A 21,810-nucleotide genomic window follows, 5' to 3' on the forward strand; every position below is an offset into this window, starting at 1 on the left:
GGGCGGCGGCGCCTCACGCCAGCACGCGCGCCAGGGCGAACCCGTCGTAGCCCTTCATGCCGACCGTCTGGATCGCGGTGCCGCTCAGCCTCGGGTGGGCGGCGATCAGCTCGATCGCGGTGCGGGTGCCCGTCACGTCCGGGGCGGTGCTGTCCGCGTCGACGACCCGGCCGCCCCGTACGACGTTGTCGAGGACGATCAGGCTGCCCGTGCTGGTGAGCCTGATGGCCCACTCCACGTAGTGCGGGTTGTTGGCCTTGTCGGCGTCGATGAAGACCAGGTCGAACGGGGGCGGATTCTCGTCGGCCAGCTTGGGCAGCGACTCCAGGGCCGGACCCACCCGCACCTCGACCAGCCTGTCCAGGCCGGCGCGGGCGATGTTGCGGACGGCGACCTCGGCGTGCTGCGGGTCGTACTCCAAGGAGACCAGCCGTCCGTCGGCGGGCAGGGCGCGGCCCAGCCAGATGGTGCTGTAGCCGCCGAGCGTGCCGATCTCCAGGATGTGGCGGGCGCCCTGGATCTGGGCGAGGAGCTGCAGGAGCTTGCCCTGGTTTCCCGCGACGTTGATGTGCGGAAGCCCGGCGGCGTCGCTGTCCCGCAGGGCGGCCGCCAGGGCTTCGTCGTCCGGGGCGAGGTGGGCGGTGAAGTAGGCGTCGACCTCGTCCCAGACGTGCGACTCGCTCATGCGCCTCTACCTTTCGTCAGCATAGTTAGCATCCCTAACTACTGGCGCTGACGAAGATAGTTGGTGCGCGGGTCGCTGTCAGCGGGATTTCACTCGGCGTGTCGGCCGGCCACCGAGGGCGCCGAGCCGGGCAGCGGACGCCCCGCCGACTCTGCCATGCGCCACACGGCGAAACCGCCGACCACGGCCGCGGCCATCATGTAGTACGCGGGCATCATCATGTTCCCGGTCGCGCCGATCAGGGCCGTGACCACCAGCGGGGTCGTGCCGCCGAACAGGGACACCGAGACGTTGAAGCCGATCGACAGCGAGCCGTAGCGGACCTTCGTCGGGAACAGCGCCGGCAGCGCGGAGGGCATCGACGCCGTGAAGCAGACCAGCAGCATGCCGAGGGCACCCATGCCGAGCGCGACCGCGAGCAGGCTGCCCTCGCGGATCAGCAGCAGGGCCGGGACGGACAGCAGCAGGAAACCCGCGCAGCCGGTGGCGATCACCGGGCGGCGGCCGACGCGGTCGGTCAGCGCGCCGGCGAACGGCTGGACGATCATCATCACGGCCATCACGCCGAGGACGACCAGCAGGCCGTGCGTCTCGTCGTAGTGCAGCTGACCGGTCAGGTAGCTCGGCATGTACGACAGCAGCATGTAGTCGGTGACGTTGAAGACCAGCACCAGACCGACGCAGAGCAGCAGCGCGCGCCACTGGCCGGTGACCATCTCGCGCAGCGGCGTCTTCGGGCGGTTGTTCTCGGCCTTCTCGGCCTCGGCCGCGAACGCCGGGGTCTCCTCCAGGCGCATCCGCAGGTAGAGGCCGATGATGCCCATCGGGCCCGCGATCAGGAACGGGATGCGCCAGCCCCAGGAGGTCAGGTCGTCGGTGGAGAGCAGGGCGGTCATGATCGTGACCAGGCCCGCACCGCCGATGTAGCCGGCCAGCGTGCCGAACTCCAGCCAGCTGCCGAGGAAGCCGCGCCGCTTGTCGGGGGCGTACTCGGCGATGAACGTGGAGGCGCCCGCGTACTCGCCGCCGGTGGAGAAGCCCTGCACGAGCCGCGCCACCAGGAGCAGGATCGGCGCGCCGACACCGATCGTCGCGTACGACGGGATCAGACCGATCGCGAAGGTGCCCGCCGCCATCATGATCATGGTGAGGGCGAGGACCTTCTGGCGGCCCACGCGGTCGCCGAGCGGGCCGAAGACCATGCCGCCGAGGGGGCGGACCAGGAAGGCCGCGGCGAAGGCGCCGAACGTGGACAGCAGCTGGGCGGTGGGGTTGCCCGAGGGGAAGAAGACCTTGCCCAGCGTCACCGCGATGTAGCTGTAGACGCCGAAGTCGAACCACTCCATCGCGTTGCCCAGCGCGGCCGCCTTCACGGCGCGCTTGACGAGCGCGGGGTCGGTGACCGTGGGGTCGGGGGCCTTCGCCGTGCGGGTCTTCACGAGGGACGCGGGGGCGACGACTGAGGCAGTCGACAAGACTCGCTCGCCTACCTTTCGACGGGGGACAGGGACGTGGTCCCGCGCGGCGGCGCTGTCGTACGGGCCGAAAAGCGACGATAGGCGGATTTGCTCCGCTTACGGGCGGTACGGAGTTGGCTGCATACTGCACGCAAATCGGCGCTGTGCAGGCGCTTCTGCCCCGCGGAAAGCGGTTCACCGTCGATCTTCATGTGATCCTTATCGCTTCCGCGAGAGGCCGCCACGCCGTCTGTGCGCGGTCGATGTCGCCCCCCTCCTCCTTTCCCGGAAGCCGCGTCTGCTTCCCCGAAGCCACACCGTCCCCATAGGGTTCGCAGGAGAAATACCCATATTCGGGACATACGGGATGGACTGGTGTGGGAGGCCGACGAGGCGTGGCGAATGCGGATCACGGCGGCGGACGGCCGGCGGAAGGCTTCGGAGCGACGGCCGTCGGCGGGGCCCGCACACGTCTGCGGGTCGCCCGCGCGGGGCTGTGGCTGATCGCCGCCGTCCTCGCCGCCCGGCAGGTGGCCGTCGTCCTCGCCACCCCGCGCGGTGAGCGGCTGACGGACCTGGAGACCTGGGTCGGCCCGAACGGCGTCCTGCACGTGAACGGCTCGCTCTACGACTCCACCCGCTTCACCGGCACGCCCTTCGGCGGGCTCGTCCTCAAGCCCCTCACCCGTTCGGCCGAACAGGCCCTCGGCTGGGGATGGACCTTCGGCACGCTGCTGCTCGTCGTCGCCCTCGGTGTGATCGCCGCCCGCGCCCTGCCCCAGCCGGTCGGCCGCCGCACGGCACTGCTGGCCGCGCCGGTCGCCGTCAGCCTGCTGATGCTGTCCCTGCCCGTGCGCAGCACCCTCTCGCTCGGCCAGACCAGCATCATCCCGGTCCTGCTCGTCCTGCTCGGCTGCTTCACCGCCCACGGTCAGCGCACCAGCGGTCTGCTCATCGGCCTCGCGGCGGCGCTCCAGCCGACGCTGCTGCTGTTCGCGCCCCTGCTGTGGTGCACCGGCCGCAGACGCGCCGCGCTCGCCACCGGCGTCACCTTCGCCGCCGGCACCGGGCTCGCCTGGGCGGCGATGCCGCACGACTCCCACCGCTACTGGGTCCACCACATGGCGGGCGCCGGCCTCGGCGGCCGGGCCGACGACCTCGCCAACCAGTCCCTGCACGGCGCCCTGCTCCGGCTCGGCCTGAACGGTCCCCTGGAGATCGCGCTCTTCCTGACGCTCGGCGCGGCCGTCGCCGTCCTGGCCCTGCGCCGGGCCGTGCGGTACTTCGACGACGGACAGCTGCTGCTCGCCGTCGCGATCACCGGCTGCGCGGCGATCGTCGTCTCCCCCACGGCCTGGCAGCACCAGCTGCTGTGGGTGCTGCTCGCGGTCGTCGGCCGGGCCGGCACTCGCGCCGGCGACCGCTATGTGTGGCCGGTCGCCGTCGTCCTGGTCATGACGCTGCCGGCCGGCATGCTGCTGCCGGACATGGACGCCCTCCACCCGCTGCGGGACAACGTCGTCCTGCTCGCCGCGCTCGCCGCCGCCACCGCCGTGCCGTTCCTGCCCCGCGGCTCGCCCTTCTACCGGTCGCCCGAGTCGGCCTCCTACGCGCCCGCCGCCCCGGCCCGCTTCCGGCACGTGCCGCTGCCGCCGTTCCTGCGCCGGGCCCTCACCAGGCCGAATCTCCTCCTGGAACTGCTCCTCCTGCGCGTCACCTACGCCGCCTACACCCAGGTCCGCCTCGCCGCGGGCGGCGGCAGCAACTCCGCCGGGCGCACGGAGGCCGAGGAGCACGGCAGGCAGATCTACGACCTCGAGCGCGTCCTGCACCTCGACATCGAGCGCTGGGCCAACCACACCGTCGTCGGGATCGACCGGCTGCGGGACTTCCTCGACCAGTACTACACGTCGTTCCACTTCGTGGTGCCCCTGGCCGTCCTCGCGGTCCTCTACTGGCGCCGCCCCGGCGACTACCGCTGGGCCCGCTCCGCCCTGGGCTTCGCCACGCTGCTCGCCCTCGTCGGCTTCTGGCTCTACCCCCTCGCCCCGCCGCGCCTGATGCCGGGGCTCGGCTATATCGACACCGTGCACGGCGTCCAGGACTTCAGCCAGCCCGACTACGGCACGCTCACGGCCCTCACCAACCAGTACGCGGCCATGCCGTCCCTGCACTTCGGCTGGTCACTGTGGTGCGGCGTCGTGATCGCGGTCCTGGCCTCACGGTGGTGGATGAAGGCGCTGGGCGTGCTGCATCCGCTGCTCACCCTCGCCTCGATCGTCGCGACGGCGAACCACTGGGTGCTGGACGCGGTGGGGGGAGCGGCGGTGGTGGCCGTGGGTTTCGGGGTGACGTACTTCCTCCAGGGGCCGCGGGCGCGGGCGGTGGCGGCCACGGAGGTCGGCAGCGGGACCACGGATCTGCGGGACCGTACCCCGAGGTGATCCTCATCGGCGGGTGAAAACGGCGATGTCGTTCCCGAAGGCGCAGACCAGGAGACCGTCCTCGCTGAGCGAAACGGCCCTGCAGGGGCCGGGCAGGTGGATGACGGCGAGGGTGGTGCGGTGCTCCAGGTCCCAGATCCGTACGGTGTTGTCCGCGGAGCCGGTGAGGGCGACGGGGCGGCCGTCGAGTTCGGCGAGGCCGACGGACCAGACGGATCTGGTGTGGCCGGTCAGGGGCTCGCCGAGAGGCCGGCACCCGGGCAGCTCCCACAGGTGCACGGTCCCCGCCTCGGTTCCGGTCACCACCACGTGACGGTCTTTCAGCCATCCGATGGTCAGGGCTCTGAACAGGTGACTGTGCGCCGTCTCGCCCAGCGTGCGGCCAGTGGCCACGTCCTTTACACGCAGTGGCGCGTCCACGGAGGCGGCGGCGAGGACGAGGTGCCCGTCAATGACGCAGTAGTCCACCCAGATTCCGGTCCTGCCCGCGGTGTAGCGCTCGGCTGACTCACCCGTCGCCAGATCCCGTAGCCGAACCGAGCCCTCCATCGTCCCGGTCACCAGCACCTCACGGCCGTTCAGCTCCACACACCTCGTGCGCGCGGAGGAGTCCTCCTCGTTGACGAACGGCGGGTGCGCCGCCCGGCCCGTGGCGATGTCCCAGACCACCGTCGCGCTGCGGGAGCTGGAGACGGCCACTTGGCGGCCGTTGACGACTCTGCACGTCACGGTCGCGACCTCGCCCTCGTGGTCCATCACCGGCTCGGTGCTGTGGAAGTCGGGCGACAGATACCAGCTGCGCAGGGTGCTGTCCTGAGAGCCGGTGACGATGACCGGACGGCCGTCCAGCACCGCCTGGTCGACGGCGAGAACGCGCTGGGTGTGCCCGACGACCGGACTGCCGAACCCCCGTTGTGAGGGATCCCAGATCCTGAGGGTGTCGTAGGCGCTGGTGATGACGACCGGCTGTCCGGCCAACTCGGCCCAGGCCACGTTCAGCAGCGGGAAGGCGTGACCGCCGATGGGCGGTCCGACTGGGTGACCGTCCTCGAGGTCCCAGATCTGTGCGGTCCCGTGCTCGTAGCCCGCGACGGCCACCCGCCTCCCGTCCATCACCGCACACGCCACCGAGGACGCCCAGCCCTCGTGGCCGGTGAACTCGGCCATGACCCGGCGCCTTTGGGGATCCCAGACCCGCACCCGCCCCCGGCGGTCGGCCGTCACGACGACCGTGCGGCCGTCCAGCTCCTCGAAGACCACCGCGTTGTACCAGTCCGAGTCCCACCTGCGGTCCAGCCTCGCCACGCGTCGACGGGTGGTCAGATCCCACAGGCGCAGCGAGTCCGTCGATCCGGTGGCGACGACCGGACGGCCGTTCAGCACGCCACACGCCAGCGCGTTCACCATCCCGGTGCCGTTGACCGGCCGGCCCACGGCCTGACGGGTGGTCAGGTCCCATACCCGTGCCGTCCCGTCCCAACTGCCGGTGACGGCGACCGGGCTGCCGTCCAGACGCGAGCACGTGACCGCGTGGATCGCGTCCGAGTGGCCACGCATCGGCTCCCCGGCGGCCCGCCCGGCCTCCAAGTCCCACACCCGTACCGTCTGGTCGCGGGAGACGCTCACGGCGACCGGACGGCCGTTCACCTCGGTGCAGGCCACCGCCTCGATCTCCGCGGTGTGCCCGGTCATGGGAGTGCCCACGGGGTCACCCGTGATCAGATCCCACATTCGCACCGTCAGGTCCTGCGACCCTGTCACGGCGATCGGCCGCCCGTTCACCTCCGTGCACGCGAGCCCCTTCACCAGCCCCGTGTGCCCGGTCAGAGCGTTGCGCAGGTTGCTCGACACCTGCCCTCCGGAAGCCGCCACCGGCGTCCACGCCCGCCGGTCCGCCTTGCCGTTGAGCGCCTCGACCAGATGCGGCACGTTGAACCGGGCCGCCTCCACCGCGAGCACCTGCCGCCGGGCCGCCGCGTCGAGATGCCGCAACACATGCAGGCACGACCGGAACACCGCCGTGTTCAGCTGGGCCTCGTCGCTCTCGGCCTCCAGCAGACACGGCATGAGCGTGTCGTAGTCGGCGTGGACCAGGAACTCGATGTCGGACAGCAGGGTGTCCAGCAGACCGGCGTCGGCCGCGTGGGTCGCCAGGTGCCGGAGCGTGTACGGGTGTGCCCGCGCCCAGTCGGGCAGGCCGTCGACGGCATACCCCACCGAACGCCGCAGCACCTCCGTGAACGCCCGCTGCACCCGCGGCGCGTCCTGCCCCTGCCGCAGATACTCGGCCATCGACTCGTGGTACAGCCGGTACACCGAGCGGCCGTCCTCCACCGCTTCCACCACGTACGCCCCGGCGTCGCGCCGGAGTTGGTGGAGGTCGTCGTTGGTGTACGGGCGGCCGGCGAGTTCCGAGGAGAGGGGGGCCCAGATGTCCTCCCAGGGCAGGCCCTGGCCCTCCGCGTAGGCCAGGGGGCGCAACAGTGCGAGGATGCGGGCCGCGTCGGCGCCGAAGCGCTGGTGGAGGTCGCGGTGCATGGCGTCGGCCGCCGCGCTGGGCAGGGAGCGGCGCCAGGCCGGATCGCAGGGGTCGGGCAGGTCCGGGGTCGCGGCGAGGGTGCCCGCCGTGATGCGGGCGACCAGGAAGCAGGTGCCCGCCGCGGCGGCGACCGCGTGCGCCACCTTCAGACGGATGTCGTGGGGGCAGTCGACGTACGGGGAGTCGCGGTGGGCGTCCAGGAGGTTGCGGACCGTGTAGACGAGCACGGCTTCCGGGTCGGCGTACCGCGGCGAGTCGAGGTCGATGTGGCCGTCCGCGCTGAGGCCGAGCGCGCCGAACAGGTGCGGGCGGGTGCCCAGCAACAGGCGCAGGTGCGGGGCGGCCAGTTCCATCAGGGGGCGGAGTACCTGACTGCACAAGGTCGTCGGGGTCGCCGCCTCGTCCAGGCCGTCGATGAGGACGACGTGCGGGCGGTCGGGGACTGGGCGGGCGCCGAGGTGGTTGAGGAGGTCCGCCACCGCCTCCACCTGCGGCAGGCGCAGCGCCGCCGCGACGGCCCGGATGATCTGCTGGTCGGTGAGGCTCTGCGCGTACACCGCCGTGCCGATCGCCTTCGGACGCGGCAGGTGACCGGCGCGTACGCCGATCGACGCCAGCGGTACCGTGCGCCGGTACTCGGGATCACTCACCGCCGCCAGCAGCCCCAGGACGGCGGTCTTGCCGGAGCCGGGGGCACCGGTGACCACCAGGGCCGGGCGCGCCTCGGCCGCCGGGGCCGCGAGCCACGCGGTGATGTCGTGCAGGGCCTGGTGGCGGCCCGAGAACCACCAGCCCACCCGGCTGGGGTCGCTGTGGCCCATCGCCCGGCGCAGCAGCCGCGTCCGGAACTCCACGTCCCGGCGCTTGTCCTGCTCGTCCCACTCGGCCGCCTGTTGCAGGGCCAGGTCGGTGTGGGAGAGGCGGTTGCTGTGTTTGGCGTTCGGCAGGAACGGCGGGATCTCCCCGGTCAGGCCGATGATCTCCAGGCCGATGTGCTGGAAGTCGGGGCGCTTGGGGTTGGTGCGGGTGGCGCTCACGACCGCGTCCAGCGCCAGCAGGGGCGGTGTGTAGCCCGCCGTGGCGAAGCTGGTCACCGCCTCCGTGAGCAGCTCCGGGAACGCGCCGGTCTGCGCGAGTTCCCTCGGCTGCGCCGAGGTGATCACCGCAAGACCGGCCTCGTCCTCACGCCAGTCGTTCTTCAACCTGGCCATCGCGGACAGCAGTTCGTTGCCGGCCTGGCCGGAGAAGCAGGTGTCCAGCATCAGCAGCAGCCGGCGCACCTTCGTCCCGGCGAGGATCTTGCGCGCCAGGGTGCTGGGCAGCAGCGCGTCGTACAGGTCGTCCGGCTCGGTGTCGGCGGTCAGCAGCACGTAGTCGCCGTTGTCGAGGACCTCCCCGTGCCCCGCGATGTACACGGCGACGACATCGTCCGCGCGGCGCTCCGGCGACCGGCAGAACTCGCGCAACTCGCGCGTCAGTTGATTTTTGGTCGGGTTCAGGCCGAGATCGGACACATGCGCGTAGCCCAGCTCCTCCGTGAACAGCTCGACGATCCGGCGGCGGGCCTCCACCAGGCCCGGCCGGTCCCACTCCAGCTCGGAGGGGGCATTGGGGTAGTGGCTGACCGCGGTCGCGATGAGATAGCGCCGCGGCCCGGTCCCGCTCATGCCAGACCCTCCGCCACCGCCTCGCCCGTCTCCTTCGCCGTGAGGTAAAGGGTGGCGTCGTGCGCGTGCGAGCCGTTGTGGACGACCTTGCCTACGACGCCCGTCCCGAAGAACAGGGACAGGTCCTTCACCGCGGCCACGACATCGCCCTCGTCGATGACGTTCGTCCACGACGTCGTACCGGGCCAGGTCTCCGGCCCGGGCCGCAGCCGGTCGACCACCATCCGCATGCCCAGCGGCGATCCCAGGGTCACCAGCGCCCGCACGCCGTGCCCGGGCCGCGCGCACAGGGCCTCGAACGCGACGACCGACCCCAGTGAGTGCGCGACCACGACCCGCGTGTCGGGTCCGATCGCCTCCTCGACCTGCTTCCTGGCCGCCACGCGCAGGTCGTCGTCCATCAGATAGCGGCGGACCTGCTTCAGGTCGAAGACGAGGGCCCGCAAGGAGAGGCCCCCGAAGAACCGCGAGTGCTGGAGGACCCTGAGCGCGGTCTGCGCCGCCCGGGGGGAGCGGGCCAGGGTGTCCCCGCCGGGCGGCGGCACGGCCGGGTCGACCCGGGCGCACTCCGCCCACCACTCCATCAGCAGCTCGGTCTCCGCCTCGTCCACGTCGTCCGCCGTGAACATCGGGTCGCCGACGGCCAGGGTGCGCCCGGGGGGCCGGAACAGGTCCCCGTAGAACGCCATATGCAGGTCGCCGGAGGCCAGTCGAGGACCGCCCGCCCGGTCGAGGCCGTCGGCAAGCGCTGGTTCCCAGTCCTTCAGCAGCGTGTTGCTCCCCAGCCGCTGCTTGCCCACCCCGTGCACGCCGACAATCCGCGCCATCGCATCCGTCCCCCGCGTTCTGAAGGTCCTTCACTCTAGAGTGACGGCGTCGGCCCCGCATTCGAACCACACGGTCTTCCCGCCCCCGGACCACAGCGACACGCCCCACTTGTCGGCCACCGCGTCCAGCAGGAGCAGGCCCCGGCCGTTCTCGGACTCCGCGTCCAACGTGTCCGGCAGACGCGGCAGTTCGTCGCTGCCGTCCGTGACCTCCACCCGTACGCCCGTGCGCTGCCGCAGCAACAGCAGCGCGCAGCGGCGGTCCGGGACGTGCCGTACGACGTTGGCGAGCAGCTCGGTCACGCCCAGCTCGACGGCGTCCGACAGCTCGGGCATGTGCCACTCGCCGAGGAACGAGCGGACGATACGGCGGATGTGGCGGGGGGCGTGTTCACCGACGGTGAGGCGCATCGCGTACTGGGGCGGGAATGTATTCGTTCACGGGACGAGGCTGACGTGCGGTGACTACCCTCGGCTACGGAGCGGATACAACCGGTTCCGTTGTGGACCGAGTTGCGTGAGAGGGGCTTCTGCCGTGACCCACATCAACGCCCTTGACCCGGGCGCGTCGCCGCTCGACTACTACGGCTTCGAGCTGCGGCGGCACAGGGAGGCCGCCGGGCTGACGCAGCGGCAGTTGGGGGACATCCTCAACTACACCGGCTCCTTGGTGGGCCAGATCGAGACGGCCAGGAAGCTTCCGACGCCGGAGTTCAGTGAACGGGCGGATGCGGCCCTGGGCACGGACGGCATGTTCTCCCGGCTCGTCGAGTTGGTGCTGCGGAGTCGGCTTCCGGCGTGGTTCCAGCAGGTGGCGGAGCTGGAGGCGAGGGCGCTGGAGATCTGCACGTTTCAGACCCACGTGGTACACGGTCTCCTCCAGGCGCAGTCCTACGCCCGTTCCGTCCTCGGTGTGCTGGATCAGGCGGATCTGGACGACCGCACCGCCGTACGTCTGGCCCGTCAGCGCATCTTCGACAAGGAGGTGCCGCCGGTCTTGTGGATGGTCATCAGCGAGGGGGCGCTGCACCAGGAAATCGGCGGTGCAGAGACCATGCGGAACCAACTCGCCCACCTGTTGGCCTTCGAGCACAACCCCAGGGTCAACATCCAGGTGCTCCCGTTTTCGGTCGGAGCGCACGTCGGGCTCCAAGGCGCATTCAACCTCTACCGATTCGAACGCGACCCGGACATTGTCTATACCGAGGGGTATGGCAGCGGGCATCCGACCGCAAACCCGGACACCGTCAAGGACTGCTCGCTCCGTTACGATCATCTTCGTGCCGCCGCGCTTTCCCTCAAGGACTCGGCGGAGTTGATCCGGCGCGTAATGGAGGAACGCTATGGCCAGCAAGGTGGGGATCCTGTGGCGTAAGTCCAGCTACAGCGGTGACCAGGGCGGTGATTGTGTAGAGGTCGCCGAAGCCTCTGCCGCCATCGCTGTACGCGACTCCAAGACCCCGGCGGGACCGATCCTCACCCTCGATCCCGCCGCCTTCACCACTTTCATCAACTGGACGTCTACAACCGCTGAATGATCGTGCCGGTGGCCAAGCCGCCCCCCGCACACATGGTGATCAGCGCGAACTCCTTGTCCGCGCGCTCCAGTTCGTGAAGCGCCGTCGTGATGAGCCGGGCCCCGGTCGCTCCCACCGGGTGCCCGAGCGCGATCGCGCCGCCGTTGACGTTCACCTTCGACAGGTCCTGGTCGAAGACCCGCGCCCAGCTCAGCACCACCGACGCGAACGCCTCGTTGATCTCCACGAGGTCGATGTCCCGCAACGACATCCCGGCCTTGCCCAGGACCGCCTTGGTCGCGTCGATCGGACCGTCGAGGTGGAAGTGGGGGTCGGATCCCACGAGGGCCTGGGCCACGATCCGGGCCCGGGGGCGCAGCTTCAGCGCCCGCGTCATCCGTTTCGACGCCCACATGACCGCCGCCGCCCCGTCGGAGATCTGCGACGAGTTCCCGGCCGTGTGCACCGCCGTCGGCATGATCGGCTTCAGCGCGGCGAGCGCCTCCGCCGTCGTGTCGCGCAGCCCCTCGTCCTTGTCGACCAGGCGCCACATGCCCTGGCCGGCATGCTGCTCTTCCTCGGTCGTGGGGACCTGGACCGCGAACGTCTCTCGTTTGAAGCGCTCCTCCGCCCAGGCGTGGGCGGCCCGTTCCTGCGAGGCGAGACCCAGCGCGTCGACGTCCTTGCGGGTCAGGCCCCGGTGCCGGGCGATGCGCTCGGCCGCCTCGAACTGGTTGGGCAGGTCCACGTTCCACTCGTCGGGGAACGGCTTGCCCGGCCCGTGCTTCGAGCCCGACCCCAGCGGCACCCGCGACATCGACTCCACCCCGCAGGAGATGCCGACGTCGATCACGCCCGCCGCGACCATGTTGGCCACCATGTGCGAGGCCTGCTGCGAGGACCCGCACTGCGCGTCGACGGTCGTCGCGGCCGTCTCGTAGGGCAGGCCCATGGTCAGCCAGGCCGTGCGCGCGGGGTTCATGGACTGCTCGCCGGCGTGGGTGACCGTGCCGCCGACGATCTGCTCGACGCAGTCGGCGGGGATGCCGGTGCGGCCGAGGAGTTCGCGATAGGTCTCGCCCAGGAGGTAGGCGGGGTGCAGATGGGCGAGCGCGCCGCCGCGCTTGCCGATGGGGGTGCGTACGGCTTCGACGATCACGGGTTCGGCAGCCATGGGTGCGGGTCCTCTCCGGGAGGCTCAGCGGAACTAGTACGCGTTCTAGTTCTGTGAGTAGTGTGCTGAGGGCCGCTCGGTGACCGCAATAGTCATGCGGGCAATTGGCGGGCCCGTGCCTCTTGCTACTTGTAGAACCCGTTACTACCGTCACCGCAACTCCGCACAGCTGATGGGCCGTCAGGCCTCAGAGCCGGTACGAGTGGTGGGAGCCGCCCATGCCCTGTCCCGCGCTGCCCGACGGGTTCGACTTCACCGATCCCGACCTGCTGCACCAGCGCGTCCCCCTGCCGGAGTTCGCCGAGCTGCGCCGGGCCGAACCGGTCTGCTGGGTGGCGCAGCCGACCGGTCTCGCCGGCTTCCAGGACGACGGCTACTGGGCGGTCACCCGGCACTCCGACGTCAAGTACGTCTCCACGCACCCGGAGTTGTTCTCGTCGTCCCTCAACACGGCGATCATCCGCTTCAACGAGCACATCGAACGCGACGCCATCGACGCACAGCGGTTGATCCTGCTGAACATGGACCCGCCGGAGCACACCCGGGTCCGGCAGATCGTGCAGCGCGGGTTCACTCCCCGCGCCATCCGGGCGCTGGAGGACCGGCTGCGGGCCCGGGCCCACTCCATCGTCGCGTCCGCCCGCGCGCACGCCGGGCCCTTCGACTTCGTCACCCAGGTCGCCTGCGAACTGCCCCTCCAGGCGATCGCCGAGCTGATGGGCGTCCCCCAGGAGGACCGCGACAAGATCTTCGACTGGTCCAACAAGATGATCGCGTACGACGATCCCGAGTACGCCATCACCGAGGAGGTCGGCGCCGAGTCCGCCACGGAGATCATCGCCTACGCGATGAACATGGCCGCCGACCGCAAGCAGTGCCCGGCCCACGACATCGTCACGCAGCTCGTCGCGGCGGAGGACGAGGGCAACCTCAGCTCCGACGAGTTCGGCTTCTTCGTGCTGATGCTGGCCGTCGCGGGCAACGAGACCACCCGCAACGCCATCACCCACGGCATGCACGCCTTCCTCACCCACCCGCAACAGTGGGAGCTGTACAAGAGCGACCGCCCGGAGACGGCGGCGGAGGAGATCGTGCGCTGGGCGACCCCGGTCGCCGCCTTCCAGCGCACGGCCACCCAGGACACCGAACTCGGCGGCAAGCGCATCCGCGAGGGCGACCGGCTGGGACTGTTCTACGCATCCGCCAACCACGACCCCGAGGTCTTCGACGAGCCGGACACCTTCGACGTCACCCGCGACCCCAACCCGCACCTCGGGTTCGGCGGCGGCGGTCCGCACTACTGCCTGGGCAAGTCCCTCGCCGTCCTGGAGATCAACCTCATCTTCAACGCGATCGCCGACGCCATGCCCGGGCTGAGGCTGGTCGGGGATCCGCGCCGGCTGCGGTCCGCCTGGATCAACGGGGTGAAGGAGCTTCCGGTGAGCACGGGCTGAGGTACCGGTCCGGACATGGCACAGGCGACGGCCCCGGGGATCAGGGGGCCGTCGCCTGGTCGTCCAGGGAAACAGGGCCCGCCCGTGCCGGCCAAGCCCTGTCTTACTAGGCCGGGCCGCAGGTCAGCGCTGCTCTGCTCCTCTGACCGTGGACTTGTTCCTACGACCCTGGTTCGTACGTGACGCGGGTCATGTGGGGGGCCTCACTGCCGGGATGCCTCGAACGTGACCGGCGTCTCGAAGGCCGCCCGGCGTGTGGCCCGGCGCAGCGCCCTGAGCACCGCCGGGCCGAGGGTGAGCGTCAGGACGACCGTGACGACGGCCCGGCCCAGGTCCCAGCCCAGCGACGTGGCCAGGCAGTACGCGACGAAACGGGCCAGGTTCCCGGCGACCGGCGCGTGCGGGTCGAAGGCCACGTTCGAGGCGAGGGCACTCATGAAGGGCCAGCCCGCCATGTTCATCACCGTGCCGTAGGCGAACGCGGCGAGGAAGCCGTAGCCGGCGAGCATGGCCAGTTCACCCCGCCCGCGCAGCCGGTCCGGGCCGGGCAGCAGGCCCGCGCCCATCGCGAACCAGCCCATCGCCAGCATCTGGAACGGCAGCCACGGCCCCACCCCGCCCGTGAGCAGCGCGGACGCGAACATCGTCACCGAGCCGAGGACGAACCCGAAACCCGGTCCGAGCACCCGGCCGCTCAGCACCATCAGGAAGAACATCGGCTCGATACCGGCGGTACCGGCGCCGATCGGCCGCAGGGCCGCTCCCGTGGCGGCCAGCACGCCGAGCATCGCGACCGCCTTCGGGCCGAGACCGGACTCCGAGATCGCCGCGGCCACGACCGCCACGAGCAGTACGAGGACGCCGGCGAAGAGCCAGGGCGCGTCCTGCGCGTGCGCGCCGATCCGCGAGGTGGGCGGGGCGAGGAAGGGCCAGCCGAAGCCGGCCACGCCCACCGCGCTGACCAGGGCCAGGGCGGTGACGGAGCGGGGGCCGAGACGGACGGCCCGGGCCTGTCGCTGCGCGGGCGGGCGGGTGGTCGTCCGGAGACTCATCGGGCGGTCTCCTCCAGTGCCGCGCGGACCTGGGGGACCGTGAGCCAGTGCTGGGGCGCGAGGATCTTGGTGACCTGCGGGGCGAAGGACGGTGACGAGACGACGATGTCGGCCGTCGGGCCGTCCGCGATCACCTCGCCCTCGGCCAGGAGCACCACCCGGTCGGCGAGCTCGGCGGCGAGTTCCACGTCGTGCGTGGCCAGGACGATGGCGTGGCCCTCGGCGGCCAGGGCGCGCAGCACCGCGACGAGCCGGGCCTTCGCCGCGTAGTCCAGGCCCCGGGTCGGCTCGTCCAGCAGGAGCAGCGGGGGCCGGGCGGTCAGCACGACGGCCAGGGCGAGCGCGAGCCGCTGTCCTTCCGAGAGGTCCCGGGGATGGGTGTCGTCGGTGACGCCGGGCAGCAGCTCGGTGACCAGGGCCCGGCAGGTGCCGGGGTCGGCGCCGGCGTCCTGGTCGGCCGCCGCGCACTCGGCGGCGACGGTGTCGGCGTAGAGCAGGTCGCGGGGTTCCTGGGGGACGAGGCCGACCTTGCGGACGAGGTCCTTCGGAGCGGTGCGGTGGGGGGTGGCTTCGCCGAGGCGGACGGTTCCGGAGCTGGGCTTGACCAGGCCCACGAGGGAGTTGAGCAGGGTGGATTTTCCGGCGCCGTTGCGGCCCATGAGGGCGATGGTCTCGCCGGGGGTGATGGTGAGGGTGATGTGGTGCAGGGCTTGGACGCGGGCGCGGGTGACCGAGAGAGCTTGTACGTGGGCTGCGCCTACCGGGGTGGGCGGTTCGGAGTGTTTGCGGGTGCGGGGCGGTTGTGGCTTGTCGCGCGGTTCCCCGCGCCCCTCGGGAGCGGCGTTTTCCAGCTGTAGCTTCAGATCTGCTGCCCTGCGGCGGGCGTCGCGGACCGTCAGCGGGAGGGGGGACCAGCCCGCCAGGCGGCCCAGGGCCACCACCGGGGGGTACACCGGGGACACGGCCATCACCTCGGCCGGGTCGCCCAGGATCGGGGGTGCGCCCGGGGACGGAAGCAGGACGACCTGGTCGGCGTACTGGATGACGCGTTCCAGGCGGTGTTCGGCCATGAGGACGGTCGTGCCGAGGTCGTGGACGAGCCGCTGGAGGACCGCCAGCACCTCCTCGGCGGCCGCCGGATCGAGCGCGGAGGTCGGCTCGTCCAGGACGAGGACGCCCGGGTGCGGGGTGAGCACCGAGCCGATCGCGACGCGCTGCTGCTGGCCGCCGGAGAGCGTGGCGATCGGCCGGTCGCGCAGGCCGGCCAGTCCGAGCAGGTCGAGCGTCTCCTCGACGCGGCGCCGCATCACGTCCGGGGCGAGGCCCAGCGACTCCATGCCGTAGGCCAGTTCGTCCTCGACGGTGTCGGTGACGAAATGGGAGAGCGGGTCCTGGCCGACCGTGCCCACCACGTCGGCCAGTTCACGCGGCTTGTGGGTGCGGGTGTCGCGGCCGGCGACCGTGACCCGGCCGCGCAGGGTGCCGCCGGTGAAGTGCGGGACGAGCCCGCTGACCGCGCCCAGGACCGTGGACTTGCCGACGCCGGACGGACCGGCCAGGAGGACGAGTTCGCCCTCCGGGACCTCGAAGTCGATGCCCCGGACGGTGGGTTCGGGAGCCCCGTCGTACGTCACGGAGACATCCTCGAAGCGGATCACGACGGCTCCTCGGGATCGGGGGCGACGAACGCGGGCAGCAGGCCGAGCAGTACGGCCGCGGCCGGCCAGAGGGGGAGGGTGGGGGCGACCAGGGGGACCACGCCCGGGTGCAGGGCCGCCGGGTCACGGGCCGCGGCGAGGGCGAGCAGGGCCGCGACCGCGACGCCGGAGGCGACGACCAGCCAGGCGCGCACGTCCCAGCGGTCCGGCCGGTAGCGGGTGCGCGGCGAGCGGCGTCCGCCGAGCCTGAGCCCCGCGAGGGCGGCGGCGAGACCCACGAGGAGCAGGGGGAAGCCGTAGGCGGCACCTTCGGCCGTGAGCAGGCCGTACGTTCCCGCGCAGACACCCAGCAGACCGCCGAGGGTGAGCGCGGCGGTGGTACGCCGTACGGCGGGCGGGACCTGGGCGGTACGGCCGTAGCCGCGGGCGTCCATCGCGGCGGCGAGGGAGACCGAGCGCTCCAGCGCGCCCTCCAGGACCGGGAGGCCCACCTGGAGCAGGCCCCGCATGCCCTTGTCCGGCCGGCCGCGCAGACGGCGGGCGGCGCGCAGGCGCTGGACGTCGGCGATGAGGTTCGGGGCGAAGGTGAGGGCGACGACGACCGCGACGCCCATCTCGTACAGGGCGCCCGGGAGGGACTTGAGGAGGCGGGAGGGGTTGGCGAGGGCGTTCGCGGCGCCGACGCAGATGAGGAGGGTGGCCAGTCGCAGACCGTCGTACAGGGCGAAGGTGAGGGCCTCCGCGGTCACCTCGCCGCCGAGACGGATGCCCTGGGCCCAGGCGGGGAGGGGGAGTTCGGGGAGGGTGAGGAGGGTGTGCGTGCCCGGGATGGGGGAGCCGAGGACGATCGCGAAGAGCAGACGGATGAGGATCACGGCGAGGGCGAGCTTGACGAAGGCGCCGTAGGAGCGGGACCAGGGGGTGTCGGGGCGGCGGGCGGCCACGACGTAGGCGGAGACCGTGATGAGGAGGGCGAGCAGCAGGGGGTTGGTGGTGCGGGTGGCCGCCGTGCCGAGCGCCAGCGCCCAGAGCCACCAGGCTCCGGGGTGCAGTTGCGCCCGGTGACCGCGCCGGGTGGCGCTACCCACGCCGCCGTACCTGCCAGATCGCCGCCCCGCCCAGGAGCACCACCACGGCGATGCCCGCGACCAGGCCGAGGGACGGACCGTCGTCCGACGGGGTCTTCTCTTCGGCCGCAGGTTTCTGTTGCTGGTCCTGCCGCTGCGAGACCTGTTCGCCGCAGCCCTTCTCCGGATAGCCCGAGATCGCGCACAGCAGGGCGTTGGTGTCGTACCGCAGCGGCTTGGCCACCGCCGCCAGGGCCTCGGCCGTCGTCGCGTCGGAGGATACCCGGGCGCAGGCCGTGCGGGCGGCGGGCGGGGTTTCGCCGCCGGGGGCGTCCGCCGGGGTGCCGAAGTCGATGACCAGGGCCACCCGCTTCCTGCCGTCCTTGGCGGGCGTCCTCGCGCAGATCGTCGCGAAGTCGGCCGTGCCGCGCGGCCGGGTCGCGCTCGCGGAGTCCTCGCTCACCGCGAAGCGGAAGCCCTGGACGTCACCGTCCGAGGGGCGGGCCAGGGAAGGGCCCTGGGTGGCGTAAACCCACTGCTCGCCGTCGCGCTCCCAGAACGACCAGTACCGGTAACCGGCGGCCTTGGCCTGGCCCGCGCCCGCGCACAGCAGGAGCGAGGCCAGGAGGAGGAGCAGGACCCGGCGGATCACGGCTGCTGCTTCTTCTTGCGGCCGGAGAACAGGAAGCCGATGCCGATGCCGGCGACCAGGCAGACGCCGACGAACCACCAGACGCCGAAGAGGCCCGAGCCGGAGTCGTCCTTCTCGTCCGCGGCCTTGGTCTCACCGGCCGTCTGCGGGGCCGGGCCCGTCGCGCCCAGCTGCTTCACCAGGTCCGCGCCGCCGAAGTCGCGCGGGTTCGTGCCCGTCGCGTGGGCGGCGAAGATCAGTTGGGCGTAGGCGGCCGGACCGCTCTGCGCGGCCCAGACCGCGGAGTTCTTCTCCAGCCACCGCACCGACTTCTCCGCCTGGGCGGTGTCGCCCTGTGCGGCGAGCGCGACGACCGCGTCGGCGGTGTTGCCGTAGTCGGGCTGGGGCTCGGCACCGGCCAGGGCGGACATCAGATGCCCACCGTCCTTGGTCAGGGCGGCGGTGAGGTAACCGGCGCCGTTCGCCGCCGCCTGCTCCGGCGTGGTGGCCTTCTCGCAGGTCGTGTCGGACTTCTTGCCGGGCTCGACGACCATGCCCTTGCCCAGGGAGCCGAGCACACCGGCCGCCGTGGCGTCCGCGTTGGCGGCGAGCTCGCCCTTCTTGTCCGGCTGGAACGCGAAGGCGCCGTCGCCGTCCCCGCCGCAGGGCAGGGCGAGCTTCAGCAGCGCGTCGTAGGGCGACTTGCCGTCCTTCTCGACCCGGTCCGGCTTCTCGCCCGCGGCGGCGAGCGCGCCGATGACGACCGACGTCGAATTGGTGTCGCTGGCACCGCCGGGCGAGTAGCCCCAGCCGCCGTCCTCGTTCTGCACGGACTTCAGCCAGCCGACGGCCTTTCCGGTGACGTCGTCGTGCCCGCCGAGCGCGGTGAGGGCCTGCACGGCGGCGGACGTGGCATTGGTGTCCAGCATGGTCTTGGCGTCGCACGCGGCGGTGGGGTCGGGGCGGTACGCGGCGAAGGAGCCGTTCTCGCACTGCTGCCGCGTCAGCCACTGCACGGACTTCGCCGCCGGCTTCACGCCGACGGTGTCCTGCGCGAGCAGCGCGAGCGACTGGCGCCAGACACCGTCGTACTTCGGGTCCGTGCCGCCGTACAGAGCGGACGGAAGCGCCTGGGAGGGCGACGGGGACGGGTCGGCGGCGGCCGGGGTGGCGGCGCCGATCACGGCGACGGCGGCCAGGACCGCGGCGCTGCGGCGAACGTTCATGATCGGCGGGTGCCTCTCCCTGTGGGGGAGCCGGGCAGCACGGGGCACCCCCCGGCGGCTCGGCTCCGTATACCTCGACGGTGCCGTGCACCGGCGGACCGCCGGGCACGTGAGCCGGTCACGAAACCGTACGAAGCGATCCGGCTCACCGCCGCCGGGCGGCAGTTCACGGTTGCGGGTCAGCGCCGGAATTGCACCGGCTTTCCCCCGTACGGTGTGATGACGACCCGCTCACTGTACCCGCACGTAGGAATCGGGCCGAGGGGGCCGGGTGGGCGGACGGCTCGGCCTGGTGCGGCCGGGGTGGCGGGGTGGTTTTCCCGCGCCCGGCTGTTGTGGCGGAGGGTGCCCCGGGGCTGGACCGGGCGGTGACCGCGGTCGTCCTCGGCCAGGCCGCCGTCGCCGGTGACTCCCTCTCCGCACCCGACGACACCATGCTCACCGCCTCCTCGACGGCCCGTCCCCGCTCACCCGCACCGTCCTGGCCGAGGCCCTGCGCCGCCGGGGTGCCCATCCGACGATGAGTCGGGCCGAAGTCGAACTCCTGGGTGCCGCCGAGGAGTTGATCCTCTTCAGGGCATGGAGCGGCTAACGTGGGGCCCCCGACCACACACGCAGGAGCGTCCATGACCGACCAGGTGGAGAACGCCGAGCAGGAGCCGTTCCCCAAGATCGACACCTCGGTGCCGCACTCGGCCCGGATCTGGAACTACTGGCTGGGCGGGAAGGACAACTACGAAGTCGACCGGGTCGCCGGTGACGCGTTCCGTGAACTCTTCCCCGGGATCGAGACCGGCGCCCGCGCCGCCCGCTACTTCCTCGCCCGCGCCGTACGCCACCTCGCCGCCGAAGAGGGCATCCGCCAGTTCCTGGACATCGGCACCGGCCTGCCCAACGTGGACAACACCCACCAGATCGCCCAGCGGGTGGCCCCGGAGAGCCGGATCGTCTACGTCGACAACGACCCGCTGGTGCTGGCCCACGCCCGCGCCCTGCTCACCAGCACGACGGAAGGCGTCACCAACTACGTCGACGCCGACCTGCGCGATCCGGGGGCCATCGTCCGGGAGGCCGGGAAGACACTCGACTTCGACCGGCCCGTCGCCCTCATGCTGATGGGCATCCTGGGCCACATCGAGGACCACGACGAGGCCCGCTCGATCGTGCGCCGGCTGGTGGACGCCCTGCCGCCCGGCAGCTACCTCGTGCAGTACGACTCCACCGACACCAGCGAGGACTACGTCCGGGCCATCCAGCAGTACAACGACGGCGGCTCGATCCCGTACATCCTGCGCAGTCCCGAGCAGATCGCGCGCTACTTCGACGGCCTGGAGCTGCTCGAACCGGGGGTGGCGTCCTGCTCGCGCTGGCGTCCCGACGCGGCGGCCCTGGGCCTGCCGGCGGAGGTGCACCAGTACGGCGGCGTCGCCCTCAAGCGCTGACCCTCAGGTCTCCTGAAGGACCCGGTGCAGGATGGTCGGAGTCTCGTCCGGTGACTCGGCTTCGACCACCAGCCGGTTCATGGCATCCCAGTAGCACTCGATCTCGGCCGGCCGGTCGGGGTAGAGGGCGCCGGTGAGCTGCTCCAGGTAGACCACGTCGGGCAACTGCCCACCGGGCAGCCGCAGAATGGTGACCGGGCCGCTCTCCGCGGCGTGAGCGCCGACGGCGAGCGGCAGGATCTGCACCGTCACGTGCGGGAGCCGGCAGATCTCGATGAGATGCCTGAGCTGGTCCCGCATGACACGGATGCCGCCCACCGGGCGGCGCAGCGCCGCCTCGTCGATCACGGCCCACAACCGGGTCGCCGGCTGCCGGTGCAGGATCCGCTGGCGGGCCATCCGCAGGGCGACCCGGCGGTCGACCTCCGCCGTACCGGCGTCCGGGTGCACGAGCCGCACGGCGGCCCGCGCGTAGTCGGCGGTCTGCAGCAGTCCGGGGACGCGCTGCACCCGGAAGGAGCGGATGAGGCTCGCCGCCTGCTCGGCCCCGAGGTAGGTCTGCGTCCAGGCCGGTACGACATCGCTGTACGACCGCCACCAGGCAGGGGTGTTGGCCTGCTCGGCCAGCGCCAGCAGGGTGGCGCGCTCGGCCGAGTCCGTGACGCCGTAGAGGGTGAGCAGATCGGCGACGTCCCGCAGTTTGAAGCCGTGGCGGCCGGCTTCCATCCGGCTGATCTTGGAGGAGGAGGCGCGGATGACGTGCCCCGCGTCCGCCCGGCCGATGCCCCGTTCCTCCCGCAGCGCGCGCAGCCGGGCACCGAGGGCCAGCCGCGGCACCATGGGCCCGGCACACCCGCCGTCCAGGGCCCCGCTGCCGGTCGTCGTGCGTGCGGCCTCTTCGGTGCCCATGGGCGTCTCTCCCGGTGCGAGCGTTGCGTCCGACCATCCTAGGGGGCGCTCCGCAACGTCA

The 21,810-nt window shown here is 71.8% G+C and carries 18 protein-coding genes; 6 read left to right on the top strand and 12 right to left on the bottom strand.

What is annotated here, in order from left to right:
* Nucleotides 1-13: 13 nt before the first annotated feature.
* Nucleotides 14-685, bottom strand: a complete 672-nt coding sequence (locus BJ965_RS27175) for an O-methyltransferase (protein WP_184911867.1) — start codon at nucleotides 683-685, stop codon at nucleotides 14-16.
* Nucleotides 686-774: 89 nt separating this feature from the next.
* A complete protein-coding gene (gene proP, locus BJ965_RS27180) occupies nucleotides 775-2,160 on the bottom strand; it encodes a glycine betaine/L-proline transporter ProP (protein WP_184911869.1) in 1,386 nt (461 codons plus the stop codon).
* A 377-nt stretch (nucleotides 2,161-2,537) separates the two neighbouring features.
* On the opposite strand from proP, the gene BJ965_RS27185 reads away from it, so the two are divergent.
* Nucleotides 2,538-4,586, top strand: coding sequence for a bifunctional glycosyltransferase 87/phosphatase PAP2 family protein (locus BJ965_RS27185; protein WP_184911872.1), 2,049 nt, complete (start codon nucleotides 2,538-2,540; stop codon nucleotides 4,584-4,586).
* Nucleotides 4,587-4,589: 3 nt separating this feature from the next.
* Here the strand turns inward: BJ965_RS27185 and BJ965_RS27190 are convergent, their stop codons facing one another.
* The 3 genes from BJ965_RS27190 to BJ965_RS27200 are packed head-to-tail and all read right to left on the bottom strand — an operon-like array spanning nucleotide 4,590 to nucleotide 10,030.
* On the bottom strand, nucleotides 4,590-8,792 hold the full coding sequence (locus BJ965_RS27190) for a caspase family protein (protein ID WP_184911875.1): 4,203 nt from the start codon (nucleotides 8,790-8,792) through the stop codon (nucleotides 4,590-4,592).
* Nucleotides 8,789-9,619, bottom strand: a complete 831-nt coding sequence (locus BJ965_RS27195) for a hypothetical protein (RefSeq protein ID WP_184911877.1) — start codon at nucleotides 9,617-9,619, stop codon at nucleotides 8,789-8,791. The genes BJ965_RS27190 and BJ965_RS27195 overlap by 4 nt, the downstream gene beginning before the upstream one ends.
* Before the next feature lie 30 nt (nucleotides 9,620-9,649).
* Nucleotides 9,650-10,030, bottom strand: coding sequence for an ATP-binding protein (locus tag BJ965_RS27200; protein ID WP_184911879.1), 381 nt, complete (start codon nucleotides 10,028-10,030; stop codon nucleotides 9,650-9,652).
* Nucleotides 10,031-10,154: 124 nt separating this feature from the next.
* On the opposite strand from BJ965_RS27200, the gene BJ965_RS27205 reads away from it, so the two are divergent.
* Both BJ965_RS27205 and BJ965_RS27210 read left to right on the top strand, forming a co-directional pair.
* Nucleotides 10,155-10,994 (top strand): helix-turn-helix domain-containing protein, encoded by an 840-nt coding sequence (locus tag BJ965_RS27205; RefSeq protein WP_184911881.1) that lies wholly within the window; start codon nucleotides 10,155-10,157, stop codon nucleotides 10,992-10,994.
* A complete protein-coding gene (locus BJ965_RS27210) occupies nucleotides 10,963-11,157 on the top strand; it encodes a DUF397 domain-containing protein (protein ID WP_184911883.1) in 195 nt (64 codons plus the stop codon). Before BJ965_RS27205 ends, BJ965_RS27210 begins: the two co-directional genes overlap by 32 nt.
* Here BJ965_RS27210 and BJ965_RS27215 read toward each other — a convergent pair.
* Nucleotides 11,141-12,310: a steroid 3-ketoacyl-CoA thiolase gene (locus tag BJ965_RS27215; RefSeq protein WP_184911892.1), complete on the bottom strand. Its 1,170-nt coding sequence runs from the start codon at nucleotides 12,308-12,310 to the stop codon at nucleotides 11,141-11,143. The genes BJ965_RS27210 and BJ965_RS27215 overlap by 17 nt on opposite strands.
* 218 nt (nucleotides 12,311-12,528) lie before the next feature.
* Between BJ965_RS27215 and BJ965_RS27220 the strand changes: the two genes are divergently transcribed.
* Entirely contained in the window at nucleotides 12,529-13,764 is a 1,236-nt protein-coding gene (locus BJ965_RS27220; protein WP_184911895.1) for a cytochrome P450, read from the top strand.
* 203 nt (nucleotides 13,765-13,967) lie between these two features.
* Here the strand turns inward: BJ965_RS27220 and BJ965_RS27225 are convergent, their stop codons facing one another.
* Genes BJ965_RS27225 through BJ965_RS27245 form a run of 5 tightly spaced genes read right to left on the bottom strand, consistent with a single transcriptional unit; the run spans nucleotide 13,968 to nucleotide 19,398 of the window.
* Nucleotides 13,968-14,816: an ECF transporter S component gene (locus BJ965_RS27225; RefSeq protein ID WP_184911897.1), complete on the bottom strand. Its 849-nt coding sequence runs from the start codon at nucleotides 14,814-14,816 to the stop codon at nucleotides 13,968-13,970.
* Nucleotides 14,813-16,474: an ABC transporter ATP-binding protein gene (locus BJ965_RS27230; RefSeq protein WP_184911908.1), complete on the bottom strand. Its 1,662-nt coding sequence runs from the start codon at nucleotides 16,472-16,474 to the stop codon at nucleotides 14,813-14,815. The genes BJ965_RS27225 and BJ965_RS27230 overlap by 4 nt, the downstream gene beginning before the upstream one ends.
* A complete protein-coding gene (locus BJ965_RS27235) occupies nucleotides 16,471-17,562 on the bottom strand; it encodes an energy-coupling factor transporter transmembrane component T (RefSeq protein WP_313667109.1) in 1,092 nt (363 codons plus the stop codon). The genes BJ965_RS27230 and BJ965_RS27235 overlap by 4 nt, the downstream gene beginning before the upstream one ends.
* Entirely contained in the window at nucleotides 17,555-18,193 is a 639-nt protein-coding gene (locus BJ965_RS27240; RefSeq protein ID WP_184911911.1) for an SCO2322 family protein, read from the bottom strand. Before BJ965_RS27240 ends, BJ965_RS27235 begins: the two co-directional genes overlap by 8 nt.
* A complete protein-coding gene (locus BJ965_RS27245) occupies nucleotides 18,190-19,398 on the bottom strand; it encodes a prenyltransferase/squalene oxidase repeat-containing protein (protein ID WP_184911913.1) in 1,209 nt (402 codons plus the stop codon). Before BJ965_RS27245 ends, BJ965_RS27240 begins: the two co-directional genes overlap by 4 nt.
* Before the next feature lie 368 nt (nucleotides 19,399-19,766).
* On the opposite strand from BJ965_RS27245, the gene BJ965_RS27250 reads away from it, so the two are divergent.
* Together BJ965_RS27250 and BJ965_RS27255 are read left to right on the top strand one after the other, a co-directional pair.
* The gene (locus BJ965_RS27250) at nucleotides 19,767-19,922 is read left to right on the top strand and encodes a hypothetical protein (RefSeq protein ID WP_184911916.1); all 156 of its coding nucleotides are present in this window, start codon (nucleotides 19,767-19,769) and stop codon (nucleotides 19,920-19,922) included.
* A gap of 102 nt (nucleotides 19,923-20,024) precedes the next feature.
* On the top strand, nucleotides 20,025-20,840 hold the full coding sequence (locus tag BJ965_RS27255) for an SAM-dependent methyltransferase (protein ID WP_184911919.1): 816 nt from the start codon (nucleotides 20,025-20,027) through the stop codon (nucleotides 20,838-20,840).
* A gap of 3 nt (nucleotides 20,841-20,843) precedes the next feature.
* On the opposite strand, the gene BJ965_RS27260 is transcribed toward BJ965_RS27255, so the two are convergent.
* A complete protein-coding gene (locus tag BJ965_RS27260) occupies nucleotides 20,844-21,749 on the bottom strand; it encodes a helix-turn-helix domain-containing protein (protein ID WP_184911921.1) in 906 nt (301 codons plus the stop codon).
* Between the last annotated feature and the right edge of the window lie 61 nt (nucleotides 21,750-21,810).

Source organism: Streptomyces luteogriseus (assembly GCF_014205055.1).
GTDB classification, from domain to species: Bacteria; Actinomycetota; Actinomycetes; order Streptomycetales; family Streptomycetaceae; genus Streptomyces; species Streptomyces luteogriseus.

Bases quoted from the DNA above. Each gene is read 5' to 3' on its own strand.
- BJ965_RS27245 (WP_184911913.1), bottom strand. From the start codon at position 19,398: ATGAACGTTCGCCGCAGCGCCGCGGTCCTGGCCGCCGTCGCCGTGATC.
- BJ965_RS27175 (WP_184911867.1), bottom strand. From the start codon at position 685: ATGAGCGAGTCGCACGTCTGGGACGAGGTCGACGCCTACTTCACCGCC.
- BJ965_RS27215 (WP_184911892.1), bottom strand. From the start codon at position 12,310: ATGGCTGCCGAACCCGTGATCGTCGAAGCCGTACGCACCCCCATCGGC.
- BJ965_RS27200 (WP_184911879.1), bottom strand. From the start codon at position 10,030: ATGCGCCTCACCGTCGGTGAACACGCCCCCCGCCACATCCGCCGTATC.
- BJ965_RS27210 (WP_184911883.1), top strand. From the start codon at position 10,963: ATGGCCAGCAAGGTGGGGATCCTGTGGCGTAAGTCCAGCTACAGCGGT.
- BJ965_RS27255 (WP_184911919.1), top strand. From the start codon at position 20,025: ATGACCGACCAGGTGGAGAACGCCGAGCAGGAGCCGTTCCCCAAGATC.
- BJ965_RS27195 (WP_184911877.1), bottom strand. From the start codon at position 9,619: ATGGCGCGGATTGTCGGCGTGCACGGGGTGGGCAAGCAGCGGCTGGGG.
- BJ965_RS27220 (WP_184911895.1), top strand. From the start codon at position 12,529: ATGCCCTGTCCCGCGCTGCCCGACGGGTTCGACTTCACCGATCCCGAC.
- BJ965_RS27260 (WP_184911921.1), bottom strand. From the start codon at position 21,749: ATGGGCACCGAAGAGGCCGCACGCACGACGACCGGCAGCGGGGCCCTG.
- BJ965_RS27190 (WP_184911875.1), bottom strand. From the start codon at position 8,792: ATGAGCGGGACCGGGCCGCGGCGCTATCTCATCGCGACCGCGGTCAGC.
- BJ965_RS27225 (WP_184911897.1), bottom strand. From the start codon at position 14,816: ATGAGTCTCCGGACGACCACCCGCCCGCCCGCGCAGCGACAGGCCCGG.